Origin of the sequence: Pseudomonas sp. IT-P294 (genome assembly GCF_949767865.1) — a bacterium.
Classification (GTDB): Bacteria; Pseudomonadota; Gammaproteobacteria; order Pseudomonadales; family Pseudomonadaceae; genus Aquipseudomonas.
Map to the genome: position 1 here is coordinate 100,334 of NZ_CATKQW010000044.1, position 19,936 is coordinate 120,269.

19 protein-coding genes and 1 other RNA gene are annotated in these 19,936 nt (G+C 60.5%); 16 read left to right on the forward strand and 4 right to left on the reverse strand.

Annotated features, from left to right (window positions below; translation table 11 throughout):
• Positions 1–141 precede the first annotated feature (141 nt).
• Together ACM6I0_RS23260 and ACM6I0_RS23265 are read left to right on the forward strand one after the other, a co-directional pair.
• The gene (locus tag ACM6I0_RS23260; RefSeq protein ID WP_007905304.1) at positions 142–759 is read left to right on the forward strand and encodes a glutathione S-transferase N-terminal domain-containing protein; all 618 of its coding nucleotides are present in this window, start codon (positions 142–144) and stop codon (positions 757–759) included.
• Between the two features lie 16 nt (positions 760–775).
• A complete protein-coding gene (locus ACM6I0_RS23265; RefSeq protein WP_008037283.1) occupies positions 776–1,189 on the forward strand; it encodes a ClpXP protease specificity-enhancing factor in 414 nt (137 codons plus the stop codon).
• A 51-nt stretch (positions 1,190–1,240) separates the two neighbouring features.
• Here ACM6I0_RS23265 and ACM6I0_RS23270 read toward each other — a convergent pair whose 3' ends face one another.
• From ACM6I0_RS23270 to ACM6I0_RS23285, 4 genes are all read right to left on the reverse strand, one after another.
• The gene (locus ACM6I0_RS23270) at positions 1,241–1,819 is read right to left on the reverse strand and encodes a BON domain-containing protein (protein ID WP_285435292.1); all 579 of its coding nucleotides are present in this window, start codon (positions 1,817–1,819) and stop codon (positions 1,241–1,243) included.
• Entirely contained in the window at positions 1,816–2,409 is a 594-nt protein-coding gene (locus ACM6I0_RS23275) for a phosphoheptose isomerase (protein WP_008025961.1), read from the reverse strand. The genes ACM6I0_RS23270 and ACM6I0_RS23275 overlap by 4 nt, the downstream gene beginning before the upstream one ends.
• Positions 2,410–2,513: 104 nt before the next feature.
• Positions 2,514–2,876: a YraN family protein gene (locus ACM6I0_RS23280; protein WP_018930123.1), complete on the reverse strand. Its 363-nt coding sequence runs from the start codon at positions 2,874–2,876 to the stop codon at positions 2,514–2,516.
• A complete protein-coding gene (locus ACM6I0_RS23285) occupies positions 2,876–4,687 on the reverse strand; it encodes a penicillin-binding protein activator (protein WP_414923379.1) in 1,812 nt (603 codons plus the stop codon). Before ACM6I0_RS23285 ends, ACM6I0_RS23280 begins: the two co-directional genes overlap by 1 nt.
• A gap of 176 nt (positions 4,688–4,863) precedes the next feature.
• Between ACM6I0_RS23285 and rsmI the strand changes: the two genes are divergently transcribed.
• The 14 genes from rsmI (at position 4,864) to ACM6I0_RS23355 (ending at position 19,933) form a co-directional block, all read left to right on the forward strand.
• On the forward strand, positions 4,864–5,769 hold the full coding sequence (gene rsmI, locus ACM6I0_RS23290; protein ID WP_259156808.1) for a 16S rRNA (cytidine(1402)-2'-O)-methyltransferase: 906 nt from the start codon (positions 4,864–4,866) through the stop codon (positions 5,767–5,769).
• A gap of 75 nt (positions 5,770–5,844) precedes the next feature.
• An RNA gene (gene rnpB / locus ACM6I0_RS23295) (RNase P RNA component class A) lies at positions 5,845–6,198 on the forward strand.
• 356 nt (positions 6,199–6,554) lie between these two features.
• Entirely contained in the window at positions 6,555–7,010 is a 456-nt protein-coding gene (gene mraZ, locus ACM6I0_RS23300) for a division/cell wall cluster transcriptional repressor MraZ (protein ID WP_008147486.1), read from the forward strand.
• Positions 7,007–7,954, forward strand: coding sequence for a 16S rRNA (cytosine(1402)-N(4))-methyltransferase RsmH (gene rsmH / locus ACM6I0_RS23305; RefSeq protein WP_167360478.1), 948 nt, complete (start codon positions 7,007–7,009; stop codon positions 7,952–7,954). The genes mraZ and rsmH overlap by 4 nt, the downstream gene beginning before the upstream one ends.
• Positions 7,951–8,244: a cell division protein FtsL gene (ftsL, locus tag ACM6I0_RS23310; RefSeq protein ID WP_090180249.1), complete on the forward strand. Its 294-nt coding sequence runs from the start codon at positions 7,951–7,953 to the stop codon at positions 8,242–8,244. The genes rsmH and ftsL overlap by 4 nt, the downstream gene beginning before the upstream one ends.
• Positions 8,244–9,983: a peptidoglycan D,D-transpeptidase FtsI family protein gene (locus ACM6I0_RS23315; protein ID WP_222590283.1), complete on the forward strand. Its 1,740-nt coding sequence runs from the start codon at positions 8,244–8,246 to the stop codon at positions 9,981–9,983. Before ftsL ends, ACM6I0_RS23315 begins: the two co-directional genes overlap by 1 nt.
• Positions 9,983–11,446, forward strand: coding sequence for a UDP-N-acetylmuramoyl-L-alanyl-D-glutamate--2,6-diaminopimelate ligase (locus ACM6I0_RS23320; protein ID WP_285435304.1), 1,464 nt, complete (start codon positions 9,983–9,985; stop codon positions 11,444–11,446). The genes ACM6I0_RS23315 and ACM6I0_RS23320 overlap by 1 nt, the downstream gene beginning before the upstream one ends.
• The gene (locus ACM6I0_RS23325) at positions 11,439–12,806 is read left to right on the forward strand and encodes a UDP-N-acetylmuramoyl-tripeptide--D-alanyl-D-alanine ligase (protein ID WP_414923380.1); all 1,368 of its coding nucleotides are present in this window, start codon (positions 11,439–11,441) and stop codon (positions 12,804–12,806) included. Before ACM6I0_RS23320 ends, ACM6I0_RS23325 begins: the two co-directional genes overlap by 8 nt.
• On the forward strand, positions 12,806–13,888 hold the full coding sequence (mraY, locus tag ACM6I0_RS23330) for a phospho-N-acetylmuramoyl-pentapeptide-transferase (protein ID WP_090180261.1): 1,083 nt from the start codon (positions 12,806–12,808) through the stop codon (positions 13,886–13,888). Before ACM6I0_RS23325 ends, mraY begins: the two co-directional genes overlap by 1 nt.
• Positions 13,889–13,894: 6 nt before the next feature.
• Complete coding sequence (gene murD, locus ACM6I0_RS23335; RefSeq protein ID WP_414923381.1) at positions 13,895–15,241, forward strand: UDP-N-acetylmuramoyl-L-alanine--D-glutamate ligase; 1,347 nt, start codon at positions 13,895–13,897, stop codon at positions 15,239–15,241.
• Positions 15,238–16,455: a putative lipid II flippase FtsW gene (gene ftsW / locus ACM6I0_RS23340; RefSeq protein WP_414923382.1), complete on the forward strand. Its 1,218-nt coding sequence runs from the start codon at positions 15,238–15,240 to the stop codon at positions 16,453–16,455. The genes murD and ftsW overlap by 4 nt, the downstream gene beginning before the upstream one ends.
• Positions 16,445–17,515 carry an undecaprenyldiphospho-muramoylpentapeptide beta-N-acetylglucosaminyltransferase gene (murG, locus tag ACM6I0_RS23345; RefSeq protein WP_285435310.1) on the forward strand — a complete coding sequence of 357 codons (1,071 nt, stop codon included), beginning with the start codon at positions 16,445–16,447 and terminating at the stop codon, positions 17,513–17,515. Before ftsW ends, murG begins: the two co-directional genes overlap by 11 nt.
• A complete protein-coding gene (gene murC, locus ACM6I0_RS23350; protein WP_285435312.1) occupies positions 17,508–18,968 on the forward strand; it encodes a UDP-N-acetylmuramate--L-alanine ligase in 1,461 nt (486 codons plus the stop codon). Before murG ends, murC begins: the two co-directional genes overlap by 8 nt.
• Positions 18,965–19,933, forward strand: a complete 969-nt coding sequence (locus ACM6I0_RS23355) for a D-alanine--D-alanine ligase (protein WP_222588380.1) — start codon at positions 18,965–18,967, stop codon at positions 19,931–19,933. The genes murC and ACM6I0_RS23355 overlap by 4 nt, the downstream gene beginning before the upstream one ends.
• Positions 19,934–19,936: the final 3 nt, after the last annotated feature.

Consider the following 19,936-nt stretch of genomic DNA (forward strand, 5'->3'; position numbering starts at 1 on the left):
AAGTAATTGCTGTTAATCGCGCGCGCCCAGGGGCGTCTCTGAAGGTGTAACGAGTCTGGTGAGCCAGGCGTTACGGGAGGCGTCCTCTGGGCGCGCGCGTTTTTCCGCTTCCGATAATTTCAACAAGCGAGGAGGACCGCCATGGGCGTGACCAATCGGTTGGCCTGTTACTCCGACCCCGCCGACCACTATTCCCACCGAGTGCGCATCGTACTTGCAGAGAAGGGTGTCAGCGCAGAGATCATTTACGTGGAAGCTGGTCGCCAGCCGCCTAAACTGATTGAAGTGAACCCTTACGGAAGTCTGCCCACCCTGGTCGATCGTGACCTGGCGTTGTGGGAGTCGACCGTGGTGATGGAATATCTGGATGAGCGTTACCCGCACCCGCCACTGCTGCCGGTTTACCCGGTGGCGCGTGCCAACAGCCGTTTGCTGATTCATCGTATTCAGCGCGACTGGTGTGGTCTGGTGGATCTGATCCTGGATTCGCGGACCAAGGAAGCAGCCCGTGTCGTGGCTCGTAAAGAGCTGCGCGAAAGCCTGACCGGCGTGTCGCCGTTGTTCGCCGACAAGCCGTTTTTCCTCAGTGAGGAACAAAGTCTGGTGGATTGCTGCCTATTGCCAATACTCTGGCGATTGCCGATTTTGGGTATTGAACTGCCGCGGCCTGCCAAGCCGTTGCTTGATTACATGGAGCGCTCGTTTGCGCGTGAGGCTTTCCAGGCGAGTCTGTCTGGTGTCGAACGCGATATGCGCTAAGGCTTAAGGAGCCGCTATGAACTCCAGTCGACCTTATCTGGTCCGCGCGCTCTACGAGTGGATTGTGGACAATGATTGCACCCCGCACATGCTGGTCAATTCCGAGTATCCGTCGGTGCAGGTGCCTCAGGGTTTTGCCAGTGACGGACAGATTGTCCTGAACGTATCACCGGCCGCCGTGCGTCATCTGCACATGGACAACGAAGCGGTCAGCTTCGAAGGGCGCTTCGGTGGCGTGCCGCACACCCTGTACGTGCCTATTGCTTCGATCCTGGGCATTTACGCTCGGGAGAATGGCCAAGGCATGGTGTTCGATCTGGAATCGCCCATGGAGGACGAGGAAGAGATCGAGCCGGATGATGATCTTCCGCCACCCGACAGCGAGCCGCCGCGTCCCAGCGGTCGACCCAGTTTGAAAGTGGTGAAGTAATAAAAAAGGCGATCCATATGGATCGCCTTTTTTGTGCCTGCGATTTACGCGTCAGTCGATGTACTCAAACAGCTTCACGATCTTCTGCACGCCGGAAACACCCTGTACCAGGTTGGTCGCCTGTTCCGCTTCCTGCTTGGTCAGCAGGCCGAGCAAGTAGACGATGCCATTCTCGGTGACAACCTTGATGCGCGAGCCCGGGATGTTCGGGTCGGTGAGCATCTGGGTCTTGATCTTGGACGTCAGCCAGGTGTCGTTCTGGCGGGCGAGGAAGCTGGAGGGTGGCAGAATCTGCAGTTCGTTGTGAACCGTCTTAACCCGCTGAACAGCCGAAGCGGCTTGTTCGGCCTTGGCCTTGAGGTCGGCGCGCGGGGTTTGCCCGGCGAGCAACACAACACCGTTGAAGCTGGTGACGACGATGTGCGAATCGTTATCCAGAGCCGGATCGGCCTTGGCGATGTTCACGCCGACCTTGGTGTCGATCAGGGAATCGTCGATCTTGCTGCCGAAGGTGCGTGTGCCGCGGTCATCTTCGATAGGCGCTTCACGGCTGGCGTTAACCACTGATGTGCAGCCGCTGATGCCGAGGCACAGGGTCAAGGCCAGAAGGCCTAGGCGATTAGGGGTCATTCTTCACTCCCGAACAGTTGGCTGTCGATCAAATCGCAAAGGCAATGGATCGCCAGCAGGTGGACTTCCTGAATACGTGCAGTGACATTGGCCGGTACGCGAATCTCGACGTCCTCGGGCAATAGCAGCGATGCCATGCCGCCGCCATCGCGACCGGTCAATGCTACGACAATCATTTCGCGATCATGTGCGGCCTGGATCGCTTGAATAATGTTCGCCGAGTTGCCGCTGGTGGAAATCGCCAGCAATACGTCGCCTGGCTGGCCGAGGGCGCGGATCTGTTTGGAGAAGATTTCGTTGTAGCTGTAATCGTTGGCAATCGAGGTGATCGTCGAGCTGTCGGTGGTCAGCGCAATGGCTGGCAGGCTCGGACGTTCACGCTCGAAGCGATTGAGCAGCTCGGACGAAAAGTGCTGTGCATCGCCGGCGGAGCCACCGTTGCCGCACGAAAGCATTTTGCCCTCGTTGAGCAGGGCGTTGACCATCACCTGGCTGGCTTGCTCGATGTGCGGTGCAAGTACGTCCATCGCCATTTGCTTGGTGTCGATACTGGCCTGAAAAAGCTGGCGAATTCGGGATTGCATGTCCATCTGTGTGACCTTAATTAGCGCGGCTACTTGGCACATGAATGTGCAGCCCGCAAAGCAAAGAGCAAAAGTGTTGGGTGTGGGTGTCCGGTTCGGGGCGCAAGCGATCAGCAGTCGAAGGCATTTTGCATCCAGTTCAACTGATCAAGGCTGCTGTCGATGGCAACCACGTCGAAGCGGCAGGGGGAATCGGCCCAGCGCGACTCGCGCTGAAGAAAATACTGCGCGGCGAAAATCAGTTTCTGCCGTTTGCGCCCATCGATGCTGTCGAGTGCGCCACCCCACTGGGTGTTTTTTCTGTAGCGAACTTCAACGAATACTACTGTATCGCCATCAAGCATGACCAGATCAAGCTCGCCACGTTTACACAACCAGTTCTGCGCCAGCAGGCGCAGACCTTGTTGTTGAAGATGCTCGAGCGCATGGCGCTCGGCATCCTTGCCGCTTTGCTGGCGTGACCTGTCGGGCATTAGCGCGCAGTGTCCGGAAGGCGTTGAACCTGGCCGTTGACGAACTGTGCCCACGGCAACTGGCGAACCACCCGTTGATTCTGGGTCATGCCCAGGCTACCCGACTGACCTTCGATGCGGCTGTCCGGCAGTGCCTTGAGTTGCCCAAGGCGCGGTGCCAGGCGATAGGCATCGACGCCCATTGCGTACAGGCGGCCCAGGCTGCCGGCGGCTTGTGGCCATTGCGCGGTGACCTGTTTACGCAGGGGATCGTTGGCGTCCAGCAACCATGGGGTTTCGCAGAAGCGAATGCCGTTCATGTCGTTGTACTGATTCACGTCGCCGCTGGCACTGAATACGTGGGAAGTGGCGTAAACCGGCACGTCACCCGCGTATTGGAAGTTCAGGGTCGGCTTGATCTGCTGGGCTTGTTGTGGTGTGGCAGCCAGGAAGATGAATTCGATGTCCTGGCGGCGCGAAGGCTGGGCCGCAACTTGCGAACCGACGGTGCTTTGCAGGCTCTTGGCGCGACCTTCACTCTGGCGCAGCTGGAACATGTCGGCAATCTGCTGGGCCAACTGGACCGGCTGGTCGACACGCTCGGTGGCAATGACGGTGCCGCCGTTGGCTTGCCAATCCTGGCTGAAGGCTCTCAGTACGCGATCGCCCCATTCGCCTTTCGGCACCATGATGGCGGCGCGATGCAGGCCATCGGCGCGTGCGCGACGGGACACTTCGCGAGCTTCATCCTCAGCTGCAAGACCGAACTGGAACAGCTGGGGCGGACCTTGTTCGCCTTCGCTGTAGTTCAGGGCCAGGGTAGTGATCGGCAGTTGTGGGCGAGCGCTTAGCTGTTTGACCAGCGGCTTTTCCAGCGGACCGACCACCAGTTGCACGCCGTCGGCCTGGGCCTTGCGATAGAACTCGTCCATCGAGGTCAGTTTCGAGCTGTCATAGAACTCGATGGCTGGCGGCTTCTGCCCGGCTTGTTGCGCCTGGTAATGAGCGGCCATGAAGCCTTCGCGCAGTGCTTTGCCAACCGATGCCAGCGGGCCGTCTTGCGGCAGCAGCAGGGCGATTTTGCTCAGGGATTGGCTTGCCAGTTCCTTGAGGTTGGTCAGTGGCAACGGCAGCTGGATGGCCGCCGGGTGCTTGGGGTTCTGGGCGCGCCAGTTGTCGATCGCGGCTTGCTGCTGCTCCAGGGTGCCCGCGGTTTTCACCGCCAGCGCCAGGCCCATCCAGCCGCCGAGGTCGTCGGAGGTGGTCGGTTGCAGTTGATCGGTCGGCAACGAGGCAATCAGGATCCAGATCGCTTCGTGGTTCTTGCTGGCCGCATCACCGCTGAGCATTGGCGCGATGAAAATGCGCTCCCGTGCGGCGGCGAGTGTCTGGCCATCGGCTTCAAGGGCGCGAGCATGGACAGTGCCTGTGCGCACCTGTTGCTCGACCGGAAGTTCGCCGAGATGTTGCAGGCTTGGATGGCTCAAGGCCGTCAATGCAGCCTTGGGCTGATTGCGCGTCATGGCCAGTTCCGCCGCCAGGGTGCTGGCGAAGACTTGTGGCGCTGGCTTGAGTTGTTCCAGCGGAACCAGTTGCAGGATTTGCGCGGACTGGCCGGCGTTACCCTGACGATAGGCCAGGTCTGCCGCGCTCAGGCGCAGCAGCGAGGCTTTCTCCGCGTCCTTGCTTTGAGCGGCCTGTTCGAGCAGTTGCTCGATACTGGCATCCGGGGTCCGTGGAAGTTCGCCAAGGCTGGAAGAGGGCGAGCTGGCGCAAGCCACCAGCAAGGCAGCGAGGCAGAGGGCAGTGAACAGCCGCAGGCAAGCGATCATGTAGTGTTCCTGATACTCGATCAAATTAGCGTGGAATTGTACCCAAGCACTGGCCGGGGCGCGATGTTACTGGCGTGAATCGATCAATTTAGCTCGTGCAAATGTTGCAGTGGTGCACAAATGACTGGAAAACCCGGGGAGGGCGGGGCGTATCGCAAGCGCCGGTACGCGCTACAATGTCGCCTTTTACCGATCATGAGGTGTGCGCTTTGACTGCTCCAGGTGCTTTGAATTCCGCTGCTGGCTCGCTTTATGTGGTGGCGACGCCCATCGGCAACCTGGACGACATCAGCGCACGTGCGCTGAAGATCCTGCGTGACGTCGCATTGATCGCGGCTGAAGACACCCGTCACTCCCAGCGATTGATGCAGCATTTTGGCATTCCCACGCCGCTGGCGGCTTGTCATGAGCACAACGAACGGGATGAAGGTAGTCGTTTTATCACCCGTCTGCTGGCGGGCGACGATGTTGCGCTGATCTCCGATGCCGGCACACCGCTGATTTCCGATCCTGGTTATCACCTGGTGCGTCAGGCCCGCGCCGCTGGAATCAATGTTGTGCCGGTGCCGGGTGCCTGTGCATTGATCGCGGCGCTGTCGGCGGCCGGGCTGCCGTCGGACCGCTTTATCTTCGAGGGTTTCCTGCCAGCGAAGACGGTCGGTCGTCGTGCTCGTCTTGAGCAAGTCAAGGAAGAGCCGCGCACGCTGATTTTTTATGAGGCGCCACACCGTATCCTGGAATGCTTGCAGGACATGGAGCTGGTGTTCGGCCCTGAGCGTCCGGCGTTGCTGGCGCGTGAACTGACCAAAACGTTCGAAACCCTTAAAGGTTTGCCGCTGGCCGAGTTGCGCCAGTTCGTGGAGTCGGACAGCAATCAGCAGCGCGGTGAGTGCGTGGTGTTGGTCGCAGGCTGGGCGGCGCCAGAGACTGAAGATGCGGTCAGCAGTGAAGCCATGCGCATCCTCGATCTGTTGCTCGAAGAGATGCCGCTCAAACGTGCGGCGGCCTTGGCGGCGCAAATTACCGGCGAACGCAAGAATGTGCTCTATCAGGTCGCTCTCGACAGGCAAAAAGGTGAGTGAAAACCGACGTAAAGGCGCGGCCGAAGGCGTTTAGCGCTTGTTCTTCGGTCGCTGTGCCGTTAACCTTCGCGGCGGAGAGTCGATTGGACAGTCGCTGCCCTCTATGAAAATTAGGGGGGGGAGGAAAGTCCGGGCTCCATAGGGCGAAGTGCCAGGTAATGCCTGGGAGGCGTGAGCCTACGGAAAGTGCCACAGAAAATAACCGCCTAAGCGCTTCGGCGCCGGTAAGGGTGAAAAGGTGCGGTAAGAGCGCACCGCACGTCTGGCAACAGTTCGTGGCTAGGTAAACCCCACTTGGAGCAAGACCAAATAGGGTCCCAAGGCGTGGCCCGCGCTGGGACCGGGTAGGTTGCTAAAGATGTCCAGTGATGGCCATCGTAGACGAATGACTGTTCAAGACAGAACCCGGCTTACAGATCGACTCTCCACCTTTTTTCTCCCCTCTGCTTAAATCATTGAGCAGGGTGCCGGTGATAGCAATTTCCCTCCTTCCAGAATCATCAGCAGAAGCACTTTCGTAATACCAAAAAAATCTTACTCTTAACAAACTACTTTAACTTTCGAACGCAGCCTTCTGTGCGCATTCAAGTTATCGGACAAATTCACCTGCCGGATAGTCGTTTCCCCTCTCTTTAGCTTCCTAAATCTCAGTTCTGTAAGGCTTTTCCTTTAAAGCGCGCCTTGACGGTGCGGTGGCCGCATTCCTATAGTGTGCGCAAGTGGCGGAAAGTGGCATGAAGTGGGTTTTTTGAACGTAAAACGCTAATATTTGGAGAAACGCTGTCGTGTTTCGCGGAGCTAACGCTATCAGTCTCGACGCAAAGGGCCGTCTCGCCATGCCGAGCCGGTACCGTGACGAGCTCGTTTCGCGTAGTTCCGGTCAGTTGATCGTGACAATTGATGCCGTTGATCCGTGTTTGTGTGTTTACCCCCTCGATGAGTGGGAAATTATTGAAACCAAACTGCGCGCACTGCCTTCGCTTCGCGAAGAGAACCGCCGCCTGCAACGTTTACTGATTGGTAATGCCGTCGACCTCGAGCTCGATGGCAGTGGTCGTTTTCTGGTTCCGCCGCGTCTTCGTGAATATGCCAAGTTGGATAAACGCGCGATGTTGGTTGGCCAACTGAACAAGTTCCAATTGTGGGACGAGGATGCCTGGGATGCGGTTTCTGCCGCTGACCTGGCTGCTATTCAACAACCGGGCGCCATGCCTGATGAACTGCGTGATTTGATCCTGTGACTATTGATAGCGGCTTTAACCACATCACCGTACTGCTTGACGAAGCCGTCGAGGCTCTCGCCGTACGTCCTGATGGCTGCTATCTGGACGGTACGTTCGGTCGCGGCGGGCACAGTCGGTTGATCCTCAGCCAACTAGGCCCCGATGGTCGGGTCCTCGGATTCGACAAAGATCCTCAAGCGATTGCCACCGGGCAGACGCTGGCGGCCGAAGACGGCCGCTTTGTCGTTGTGCAGCGCAGCTTTGCCGAGCTCGGTTCGGAAGTGGCCGAACGTGGCCTGCACGGCAAGGTCAGCGGTGTTTTGCTCGACCTCGGCGTGTCTTCGCCACAACTCGACGACCCTGAGCGCGGCTTCAGTTTCCTCAATGACGGCCCACTGGACATGCGCATGGACCCGTCTCGCGGGATCAGCGCAGCCGAGTTCGTCAACACCGCGCCAGTGGAAGAAATTGCCCGGGTATTCAAGGAATACGGCGAAGAGCGATTCTCCGGTCGCATGGCCCGTGCCGTGGCCGAACGTCGCGACATCAAGCCGTTCGAACGCACAGCCGATCTGGCGGAAGTCCTGAAAGTCGCCAACCCGGCATGGGAAAAGGGCAAAAACCCGGCAACCCGTGCATTCCAGGGTCTGCGCATTCACGTCAACAACGAGCTGGGCGATCTGGAAGCCGGCCTTGAAGCCGCGATGGACTGCCTGGAAATCGGTGGTCGTCTGGTCGTCATCAGCTTCCATTCGCTTGAAGATCGCATCGTCAAACTGTTCATGCGCAAGCTGGTAAAAGGCGAAGCCGACAACCTGCCGCGCAACCTGCCGGTTCGCCACGTAGCCTTCGAACCGAAAATCAAAGTCCATGGCAAAGCGCAGACGGCCTCCGACGCCGAACTCAAAGCCAACCCACGTTCCCGTAGCGCCGTCATGCGCGTCGCGGAGAAGCTGCGGTGAGCAAGCTTTTCGCCAAGCCACTTCCCGGCGGAAGCTTTTTCATGCTGCTGCTGTTTCTGGCCGTGCTCGTGTCGGCCATTGGCGTGTCCTACAGCGCTCACTGGAACCGTCAATTGTTGAACTCGCTGTACAACGAGTTGAGCGTGCGCGACAAGGCGCAAGCGGAGTGGGGCCGGTTGATTCTTGAGCAAAGTACCTGGACCGCCCACAGCCGTATCGAAGTCCTGGCCACCGAGCAACTGAAGATGCGCATTCCTGGCGCAGCTGAAGTGAAGATGGTGACGCCATGATGAAGCTCGAAGGCGCACTGTTCCCATGGCGATTCCGCGTGGTCCTGGGTTTGCTCGGCATCATGGTCGTGGCGATTTGCTGGCGTATCATCGATCTGCAAGTGGTCGATCGTGCCTTCCTGAAAGGTCAGGGCGATGCGCGCAGCGTTCGACACATCCCGATTCCTGCTCACCGTGGTCTGATCACCGACCGTAACGGCGAGCCATTGGCCGTGAGTACGCCGGTCACCACCCTGTGGGCCAACGCCAAGGAAATGCAGCTGGCCAAAGAGAAATGGCCGGCACTGGCAGCAGCGCTGGGGCAAGACCCCAAAGCCCTGGCCGAGCGTCTCGAAGCACAGGCCAACAAAGAATTCATTTACCTGGTGCGCGGGCTGACCCCCGAGCAGGGCCAGTCTGTGCTCGATCTGAAAGTGCCGGGCGTCTACGGCATCGAAGAGTTCCGGCGCTTCTACCCGGCCGGTGAAGTCACCGCGCACATGGTCGGGTTTACCGACATTGATGACCACGGGCGTGAAGGCGTCGAGCTGGCGTATGACGAATGGCTCGCCGGTGTCGCCGGCAAGCGACAGGTCATCAAGGATCGGCGCGGCCGACTTATCAAGGATGTCCAGGTCACCAAAAACGCCAAGGCCGGCAAGCCCTTGGCGTTGTCCATTGATCTGCGTCTGCAATACCTGGCCAACCGTGAACTGCGTAACGCGATCATCGAGAACGGCGCCAAGGCTGGCAGCCTGGTGATCATGGACGTGAAGACCGGCGAGATCCTCGCCATGGTCAACCAGCCGACCTACAACCCGAACAACCGTCGCAACCTGCAACCGGCGATGATGCGCAACCGCGCCATGATCGACGTGTTCGAGCCGGGCTCGACCATGAAAGCGATCTCCATGAGCGCCGCGATCGAAACCGGGCGCTGGAAACCGAGCGATACCGTCGAGGTGTACCCAGGCAGCCTGCAGATTGGTAAATACACCATCAAGGACGTTTCCAAGACCGAAGGTCCAGTGCTCGACCTGACCGGCATTCTGATCAACTCCAGTAACGTCGGCATGAGTAAGGTCGCGTTCGACATCGGCGGCGAAACCATTTTCCGTCTCGCGCAGAAAGTCGGCCTCGGCCAGGACACCGGCCTCGGCTTCCCGGGCGAGCGCGTTGGCAACCTGCCGAACTACCGCGAATGGCGCAAGGCTGAAACCGCCACGCTGTCCTACGGCTACGGTATTTCCGTGACCGCGATCCAGCTGGTCCACGCCTTCTCGGCCCTGGCCAACAACGGCCGCATCGCACCGCTGACCCTGATCAAGACCGACAAGGCGCCGCAAACCACGCAAGTGTTGCCCGAAGCCGTCGCGAAAACCATGCAAGGCATGCTGACCCAGGTGATCGAAGCTCCGCGCGGCGTGTTCCGTGCGCAAGTGCCGGCGTACCACGTGGCAGGCAAGTCGGGTACCGCGCGCAAGACTTCGGTCGGCACCAAAGGCTATGCCGAAAACTCCTACCGCTCGCTGTTCGCAGGCTTCGGCCCGATGAGCGATCCGCGTTACGCCATCGTGGTAGTGATCGATGAACCGACCAAGGCCGGTTACTTCGGTGGTCTGGTTTCGGCGCCGGTGTTCAGCAAAGTGATGTCCGGCACCCTGCGCCTGATGAACATCACCCCGGACAACTTGCCGCCGACTCAAACCGCTAATGCAACACCGGTCGTTCCACTGAAAGCCAATGGAGGGCGCGGCTGATGTCTCTGAGCCTGAACAAGATTTTCGCCCACGCCGGCCGCGATCTACTGATCCGCGAACTGACCCTGGACAGCCGCAATGTGCGCGCTGGCGACCTGTTTCTCGCCGTTCCGGGCGGCAAGTTCGACGGTCGTGCGCACATTGCCGATGCGTTGCAGCGTGGTGCTGCCGCCGTGGCGTATGAGGTTGAAGGCGCCACCGTGCTGCCGATCACCGACGTGCCATTGATTCCGGTCAAAGGCCTCGCGGCGCAGCTGTCGGACATTGCCGGGCGTTTTTATGGCGACCCGAGCCGGCACCTGAATCTGATCGGCGTGACCGGCACCAACGGTAAAACCAGCGTCACGCAATTGGTCGCGCAAGCCCTGGACCTGCTCGGCCAGCACTGCGGCATTGTCGGCACACTGGGCACTGGTTTCTACGGAGCACTCGAAAGTGGATTGCACACCACGCCGAACCCGATTGCCGTGCAAGCGATGTTGGCTGACCTGAAAAAGGCCGGCGCCAAAGCCGTGGCCATGGAAGTGTCTTCCCACGGTCTCGATCAAGGTCGCGTAACTGCGCTGGCGTTTGACGTGGCGGTGATGACCAACCTGTCCCGCGATCACCTGGATTACCACGGCACCATGCAAGCCTATGGCGAAGCCAAGGCCAAGCTGTTTGCCTGGAACGATTTGAAGTGCCGAGTGGTTAACCTCGACGACGAGTTCGGCCGCCAACTGGCCGCCGATAAAGGCGAGTCGCGCCTGATTACCTACAGTCTGGAAAACACCAGCGCCTACCTTTATTGCCGTGAAGCGCAGTTCGACGACGAAGGCGTACGCGCCACATTGGTCACGCCCCAGGGCGAGCATCATTTGCGCAGCACGCTGCTCGGTCGTTTCAACCTGAGCAATGTGCTGGCTGCGGTCGGCGCTTTGCTCGGCCTGGATTACGCGCTGGACGAAATCCTCAAGGTCCTGCCGAAGCTCGAAGGCCCGGCGGGTCGCATGCAGCGTCTTGGCGGCGGCAATCAGCCTCTGGTCGTGGTCGATTACGCCCACACGCCCGATGCACTGGAAAAAGTCTTGATGGCCCTGCGTCCCCACGCCAAAGGTCGCTTGCTGTGCCTGTTTGGTTGCGGCGGTGATCGCGATCGCGGCAAGCGTCCGCTGATGGCCGAAGTGGTCGAGCGTCTGGCCGATGGCGTGCTGGTGACCGATGACAACCCGCGCACCGAAGATCCAGCCGTGATTTTCGACGACATCCGTGTCGGTTTCACCAACGTGGATAAAGTCACCTTCGTCGCGGGCCGTGGCCAGGCGATTGCCCAATTGATCGCCAGCGCTTCGGTGGACGACGTGATTGTCCTGGCCGGCAAAGGTCACGAGGACTATCAGGAAATCAACGGCGAGCGTCACGATTTCTCCGACCTGGTCGAGGCTGATCATGCCTTGACCGCATGGGAGGTAGCTCATGCTTAAGCCCTGGAAATTGAGCCAGCTGACCAGCGCACTGAGCGGTCGGATGGTCGTGGCCGACGCCACGTTCGATGGCGTCAGCATCGACAGCCGCGCGATCAAGCCCGGCCAACTCTTTATTGCCCTGACCGGTCCGCGCTTCGACGGTCATGACTATTTGAATGACGTGGCAAACAAAGGCGCCGTCGCGGCGCTGGTCGAGCGTGAAGTCGCCGACAGTGCGCTGCCGCAATTGGTGGTCAAAGACACCCGCCAGGCCCTTGGCCAGTTGGGCGCGATGAACCGTGCAGCGTTCACCAACCCGGTCGCCGCAATCACCGGTTCCAGCGGCAAGACCACCGTCAAGGAAATGCTCGCGAGCATCCTGCGCACGCGCGGTCCGGTGCTGGCGACTCGTGGCAACCTGAACAATGACCTCGGCGTGCCGTTGACCTTGCTCGAACTCGCACCGGAACACACCGCTGCCGTGATCGAGCTTGGCGCGTCGCGTCTGGGTGAAATTGCCTACACAGTCGGCATGACCAAACCGCATGTAGCCGTGTTGAACAACGCCGGGACTGCCCATGTTGGCGAGTTCGGCGGGCCGGAAAAAATCGTTGAAGCCAAGGGCGAGATTATTGAAGGGCTGGACGCCGATGGCGTCGCCGTTCTGAATCTGGACGACAAGGCGTTCGGCATCTGGAAGACCCGCGCTGCCGGCCGCAAAGTGCTGACGTTTGCCTTGAGCAATGTCAGCGCCGACTTCTACGCCAGTGATCTGGACCGCGATGCACGCGGTTGCCCGTCCTTCAATCTGCACAGCCCTGAAGGTGTGGAGCGCGTTCAACTGAACCTGCTCGGCACCCATAACGTCGCCAACGCCATGGCTGCCGCTGCCGCCGCACACGCCTTGGGCGTGTCGCTGTTGGGCATTGCCACCGGTCTCGGCGCGGTGCAACCGGTGAAGGGCCGGACCGTCGCGCAACTGGCCAGCAATGGCATGCGCGTGATCGATGACACCTACAACGCGAACCCCACCTCCATGTGCGCGGCCGTTGATATACTCGCCGGCTTTTCCGGCCGCACCGTTCTGGTGCTCGGGGATATCGGCGAGTTGGGCGACTGGGCGGAGCAGGGGCACCGGGATGTGGGCGAGTACGCCCGCGGCAAGGTTTCCGCGCTTTACGCTGTCGGGCCATTGATGGCTCACGCCGTAAACGCTTTCGGCCCGCAAGCTTTTCACTTCAGCACTCAGGCTGAACTGATCAAGGCACTCGGCGCCGAGCAGGACACAAACACCACTATTTTGATCAAGGGCTCGCGCAGCGCTGCGATGGAAAACATCGTCGCCGCTTTGTGCGGGTCCAGTCTGGAGAAACATTAATGCTGCTGCTGCTAGCGGAGTATCTGCAACAGTTCTACAAAGGCTTCGCGGTCTTTCAGTACCTGACCCTGCGCGGGATCCTCGGTGTGCTGACCGCGCTGGTTTTGTCGCTGTGCTATGGCCCGTGGATGATCCGCACTTTGCAGAACCGTCAGATCGGTCAATCCGTTCGTAACGACGGTCCACAATCGCACCTGTCCAAATCCGGCACCCCGACCATGGGCGGCGCGCTGATTCTGTCGTCCATCGGCGTCAGCACCTTGCTCTGGGCTGACCTGAGCAATCGCTATGTCTGGACCGTTTTGCTGGTGACGTTGCTGTTCGGCGCTATCGGCTGGGTCGATGACTACCGCAAGGTGATCGAGAAAAACTCCAAAGGTTTGCCAAGCCGCTGGAAATACTTCTGGCAGTCGGTGTTCGGCCTCGGCGCTGCGATCTTCCTTTATATGACCGCGACCTCGCCGGTGGAAACCACACTGATCCTGCCGATGCTCAAGGACTACAGCATTCCGTTGGGCATAGGCTTCGTCGTCCTGACTTACTTCGTGATTGTCGGATCGAGCAACGCCGTCAACCTGACCGACGGCCTCGACGGCCTGGCGATCATGCCGACCGTGATGGTCGGTGGTGGCCTGGGCATTTTCTGCTACCTGTCGGGTAACGTGAAATTCGCCGAATACCTGCTGATTCCCTACGTCCCCGGCGCAGGTGAGTTGATCGTGTTCTGCGGCGCGTTGATCGGTGCGGGCCTGGGCTTTCTCTGGTTCAACACCTATCCGGCACAGGTTTTCATGGGTGACGTCGGCGCACTGGCGCTGGGCGCGGCCCTGGGCACCATCGCGGTGATCGTCCGTCAGGAAATCGTCCTGTTCATCATGGGCGGCGTGTTCGTGATGGAAACCCTGTCGGTGGTTATCCAGGTTGCTTCTTTCAAGATGACCGGTCGCCGCGTGTTCCGCATGGCACCGATTCACCACCACTTTGAACTCAAGGGCTGGCCTGAGCCGCGCGTGATTGTCCGTTTCTGGATCATCACCGTGATTCTCGTATTGGTCGGCCTTGCCACCCTGAAGCTGAGGTAGAAACTCGTGTCTCTGATCGCTTCTGACCACTTCCGCATCGTTGTCGGCCTCGGCAAGAGCGGCATGTCCCTGGTTCGCTTCCTGGCGAACCGGGGCACGTCGTTTGCTGTGGCCGATACGCGGGAAAATCCACCGGAACTGGCCACGCTCAAGCGTGACTATCCGCACGTGGAAGTGCGTTGTGGCGAGCTGGACGTCGAATTCCTGTGCCGCGCCGACGAGCTCTACGTGAGCCCCGGCCTGGCGCTGGCGACCCCGGCCCTGCAGGCTGCCGCCGCCCGTGGCGTGAAGTTGTCCGGCGACATCGAGCTGTTCGCGCGAAATGCGAAGGCGCCGATTGTGGCCATCAGCGGTTCCAACGCGAAAAGCACCGTGACCACCCTGGTCGGCGAAATGGCCGCAGCGGCGGGCAAGCGTGTCGCCGTGGGCGGCAATCTCGGTACGCCGGCGCTGGATTTGCTCAGCGATGACGTCGAGTTGTACGTGATGGAATTGTCGAGCTTCCAGCTCGAAACCACCGACCAACTCAACGCTGAAGTGGCCACCGTGCTTAACGTCAGTGAAGACCACATGGACCGCTACAGCGGCCTGCCGGCCTATCACTTGGCCAAGCACCGGATTTTCCGCGGGGCCAGGCAGTTTGTGGTCAACCGTCAGGACGCCCTGAGCCGTCCGTTGATGGGCGAAGGTCAGCCGTGCTGGACGTTCGGCCTGAGCAAACCTGATTTCAAGGCCTTTGGCATTCGCGAAGAAAACGGCGAAAAGTACCTGGCGTTTGAATTCCAGAACCTGATGCCGGTGCGCGAGTTGAAAATCCGTGGCGCCCATAACCAGTCCAATGCCCTGGCGGCGTTGGCGCTGGGCCATGCCGTCGGCCTGCCATTCGACGCCATGCTGTCGAGCCTGCGCACGTTTGCCGGGCTTGAGCATCGCTGCCAGTGGGTCCGTGACCTGGATGGCGTGAGCTACTACAACGATTCCAAAGCCACCAACGTCGGCGCCGCACTGGCCGCCATCGAAGGTTTGGGCGCGGACATTGACGGCAAGGTGGTGTTGATCGCCGGGGGCGACGGCAAAGGCGCCGAGTTCAAGGATCTGCGTGATCCCGTGGCCGCCAACTGCCGCGCCGTCATTTTGATGGGCCGCGACTCCGACAAGATCGGTGAGGCCATCGGCGATGCGGTGCCGTTGATCCGGGTCGGTTCGCTGGTTGAAGCGGTGGAGCAATGCCGCGCCGCTGCCCAACCGGGCGATGTGGTGCTGCTGTCGCCAGCCTGCGCCAGTTTCGACATGTTCAAGAATTATGAAGACCGTGGTCACCAGTTCGTCCGCGCTGTGGAGGATCTGGCATGAGCCTGCGAAACATCATCAAGCCTTACCCGTCGCCGATCATCACCGGGCGCGGTATCGACCTCGACTTCCCGATGCTCGCCGGTTGCCTGGCCTTGATCGGCCTCGGGCTGGTCATGATCGCCTCGGCTTCGACCGAAGTGGCGGCGGCGCAATCGGGCAGCGCCCTGTATTACATGATTCGCCACCTTATCTACATCGTGCTGGGCCTGGGCGCCTGCGTCATCACCATGATGATTCCGATCGCCACCTGGCAACGCCTGGGCTGGCTGATGCTGCTGGGTGCGTTCGGTCTGCTGGTGATGGTGATCGTTCCGGGTATCGGCCGTGAAGTGAACGGTTCGATGCGCTGGATCGGCTTCAGTTTCTTCAACGTTCAGCCTTCCGAGATCGCCAAGGTGTTCGTGGTGATCTACCTCGCCGGTTACCTGGTGCGTCGCCAGAAAGAGGTACGTGAAAGCTGGATGGGCTTCTTCAAGCCGTTCATCGTTCTATTGCCAATGGCTGGCCTGCTGCTGATGGAGCCTGACTTCGGTGCCACCGTCGTAATGATGGGTGCCGCCGCGGCGATGCTGTTCCTTGGTGGAGTCGGGCTGTTCCGGTTTTCCCTGATGGTGGTCCTGGCGGTTGCGGCGGTGGTGTTGCTGATTCAAGTGCAACCCTATCGAATGGCGCGTCTGACCAACTTTGCCGATCCATGGGCCGACCAGTTCGGCGCCGGCTATCAGTTGTCGCAGGCATTGATCGCCTTCGGTCGCGGTGAATGGCTGGGTGTTGGCCTGGGCAACAGCGTGCAGAAACAGTTCTACCTGCCGGAAGCCCACACCGACTTCGTGTTCTCGGTCCTGGCCGAAGAGCTGGGGGCCGTGGGTTCCTTGTGCACGGTCGCGCTGTTCGTCTTCGTGTGTATTCGCGGCATGTACATCGGTTATTGGGCCGAGAAGGCCAAGCAATTCTTTGCCGCCTACATTGCGTACGGCTTGTCGTTCCTGTGGATCGGCCAGTTCCTGATCAACATCGGCGTGAACGTCGGTCTGCTGCCGACCAAGGGCCTGACCCTGCCGTTCCTCAGTTATGGCGGCAGTTCGTTGGTGATCTGCGGTGCTTGCCTTGGGTTGTTGTTGCGCATCGAGTGGGAGAGTCGAACCCACCTGGGCAGCGAAGAAATGGAATTCCAAGAGAGCGACTTCGCCGAGGAGTCGACCCATGGGCGCTAACGTATTGATCATGGCGGGCGGCACCGGCGGCCACGTGTTTCCGGCGCTGGCTTGCGCTCGCGAGTTTCAGGCCCGCGGTTACACCGTGCACTGGCTTGGAACGCCCCGTGGCATCGAGAACGACCTGGTGCCGATGGCCGGTATCGAGCTGCATCGGATCAACGCCAGCGGCGTGCGCGGCAAGGGCAAATTGTCCCTGCTCAAGGCCCCGTTCATGGTGCTCAAATCTGTCTGGCAGGCGCGGGCGATCATTCGCCAGCTGCGGCCAGTATGTGTCGTCGGCTTCGGTGGTTTTGTGACCGGTCCCGGCGGTGTCGCAGCCAAACTGGCCGGCGTGCCGGTGATCGTTCATGAGCAGAACGCGGTGGCCGGTACCGCCAATCGGTTGCTGGTGCCGTTGGCCGCCCGAGTCTGTGAAGCGTTCCCCGACACCTTTACCCTGTCGGACAGCCGTCGGACCACCGGTAACCCGGTGCGCACCGAGCTGTTCCTCGAAACACCGCGACAGGCCCTGGCCGGTCGCAAGGCGCGTTTGCTGATCCTGGGTGGAAGCCTGGGCGCAGAACCGTTGAACAAGTTGCTGCCTGAAGCCCTGTCGCAAGTCGCCCCCGACCTGCGCCCGGAAGTGTTTCATCAGGCCGGCAAAAACCACGATGAAGTGACTGCAGAGCGCTATCGCGCGGCTGGCGTCGAGGCGCAAGTGCAGCCCTTCATCAAAGACATGGCTCAAGCCTATGGCTGGGCCGACCTGGTGGTGTGCCGCGCAGGCGCATTGACCATCAGTGAACTGGCTGCCGCCGGTCTGCCCTCGTTGCTGGTGCCTTTGCCCCACGCGATCGACGATCACCAGACCCGCAACGCCGATTATTTGGCCCGTGAAGGCGCTGCCTTCCTGTTGCCGCAAAGAACGACTGGCGCAGCGGATCTTGCCGCACGCCTGACAGAGGTCCTGATGCAACCGCAACGACTCAATGACATGGCCAGCGCGGCACGCCGCCTCGCCAAACCCGATGCAACCCGTAACGTGGTCGATACCTGTCTGGAGGTGGCCCATGGTTGAGAATCAGAAAGCCATGCCGCAACCGGAAATGCGCCGCATCCGTAAAATCCACTTCGTCGGCATCGGCGGCGTGGGCATGTGCGGCATCGCCGAAGTGTTGTTGAACCTGGGCTATCAAGTGTCCGGTTCCGACCTGAAAGCGTCGCCGGTGACCGAGCGTCTTGAATCGTTCGGTGCGCACATTTTCATCGGCCACCGTGCCGAGAACGCCGCTTCTGCCGACGTGCTGGTGGTGTCGAGTGCCGTGAACACATCCAACCCGGAAGTCGCCACCGCACTGGAACGCCGCATTCCTGTGGTGCCACGCGCCGAGATGCTGGCCGAGCTGATGCGCTACCGCCACGGCATCGCTGTTGCCGGGACCCACGGTAAAACCACCACCACCAGCCTGATCGCTTCGGTGTTCGCGGCCGGTGGCCTGGACCCGACGTTCGTCATCGGTGGCCGTCTGAATGCCGCGGGCACCAATGCCCAACTCGGCACCAGCCGCTACCTGATCGCCGAAGCCGACGAAAGCGATGCGAGCTTCCTGCACTTGCAGCCCCTGGTGGCCGTGGTCACCAACATCGACGCCGACCACATGGCGACCTACGACGGCGACTTCAACAAACTGAAGAAAACCTTCGTCGAGTTCCTGCACAACCTGCCGTTCTACGGTCTGGCGGTGGTGTGCCTGGACGATCCGGTGGTGCGTGAAATCCTGCCGCTGGTGAAACGTCCTACGGTTACCTACGGCTTCGGCGATGACTGCGACGTGCGCGCCATCAATGTGCGCCAGCAGGGCATGCAGACTTTCTTCACCGTGCTGCGCCCTGATCGCGAACCGCTGGATGTCTCGGTGAACATGCCGGGCAACCACAACGTATTGAACGCGCTGGCGACCATCTGCATCGCCTCCGACGAGGGCGTCAGCGATGAGGCCATCGTCCAGGGCCTGTCCGGGTTCCAGGGTGTCGGTCGACGCTTCCAGGTCTATGGCGAACTGCCGGTCGAGGGCGGCAACGTGATGCTGGTCGACGACTACGGTCACCACCCGACTGAAGTCGCCGCTGTAATCAAAGCCGTGCGCGGTGGCTGGCCGGAGCGCCGTCTGGTGATGGTTTACCAGCCGCACCGTTACAGCCGCACCCGCGACCTGTACGACGATTTCGTCAATGTATTGGCCGACGCCAACGTGTTGCTGCTGATGGAAGTCTATCCGGCCGGTGAAGAACCGATCCCGGGCGCCGACAGCCGCAAGCTGTGCAACAGCATTCGTCAGCGGGGCCAGCTCGACCCGATCTACATCGAGCGCGGTGTCGACCTTGCGCCGCTGGTCAAGCCGCTGCTGCGTGCCGGCGACATCCTGCTGTGCCAGGGCGCCGGTGATATCGGTGGTCTCGCCCCGAAACTGTTGGCCAGCCCGCTATTCGCGGGTGCTGTTGCCGCACCGACTCCGGGGAAATTGAAATGACTGCTGCCTACGCCAACCTCGTCTCCACGATCGCACCGAAAGACTTCGGCCGCGTTGCCGTGCTGTTCGGCGGCAAGAGTGCCGAGCGTGAGGTTTCCCTCAAGTCGGGCAACGCTGTTCTCGACGCGCTGCTGAGCGCCGGGGTGGACGCGTTCGGCCTCGACGTGGGCGATGACCTGTTGCAGCGTCTGCTGAACGAAAAAATCGACCGCGCCTTCATCATTCTCCACGGTCGTGGCGGTGAAGACGGCAGCATGCAGGGCCTGCTCGAGTGCCTGGGCATTCCGTACACCGGCAGCGGCATTCTTGCCTCGGCACTGGCGATGGACAAGCTGCGCACCAAACAGGTCTGGCACAGCCTCGGGATTCCGACGCCACGCCACGCCGTACTGAGTTGCGAGGCCGATTGTATTTCGGCAGCGACGGAACTGGGCTTCCCTTTGATCGTCAAACCGGCCCATGAAGGTTCAAGTATCGGTATGGCCAAAGTGACCTCCGCGCCGGAGTTGATCGACGCCTGGAAAGCGGCCAGTACCTACGATTCGCAAGTGTTGGTCGAGCAATGGATTCAAGGTCCGGAGTTCACCATCGCCACCCTGCGTGACCAGGTGTTGCCACCGATTGCCCTGGGCACGACGCACAGTTTCTACGACTACGACGCCAAGTACGTGGCCTCCGATACCCAGTACCGGATTCCGTGTGGCCTGGACAGCAACAAGGAAAAAGAACTGATGGACCTCACGGCGAAAGCCTGTGAGGCGCTGGGTATCGCCGGTTGGGGCAGGGCAGACGTGATGCAGGACGCCGACGGGCAGTTCTGGTTCCTGGAAGTCAACACCGCACCGGGCATGACCGATCACAGCCTGGTGCCGATGGCGGCCCGTGCTGCCGGTCTGGATTTCCAGCAATTGGTTCTGGCGATTTTGGCCGCCAGCATTGCCGGCAACAACGAGCCTCGAGGTTAAGAC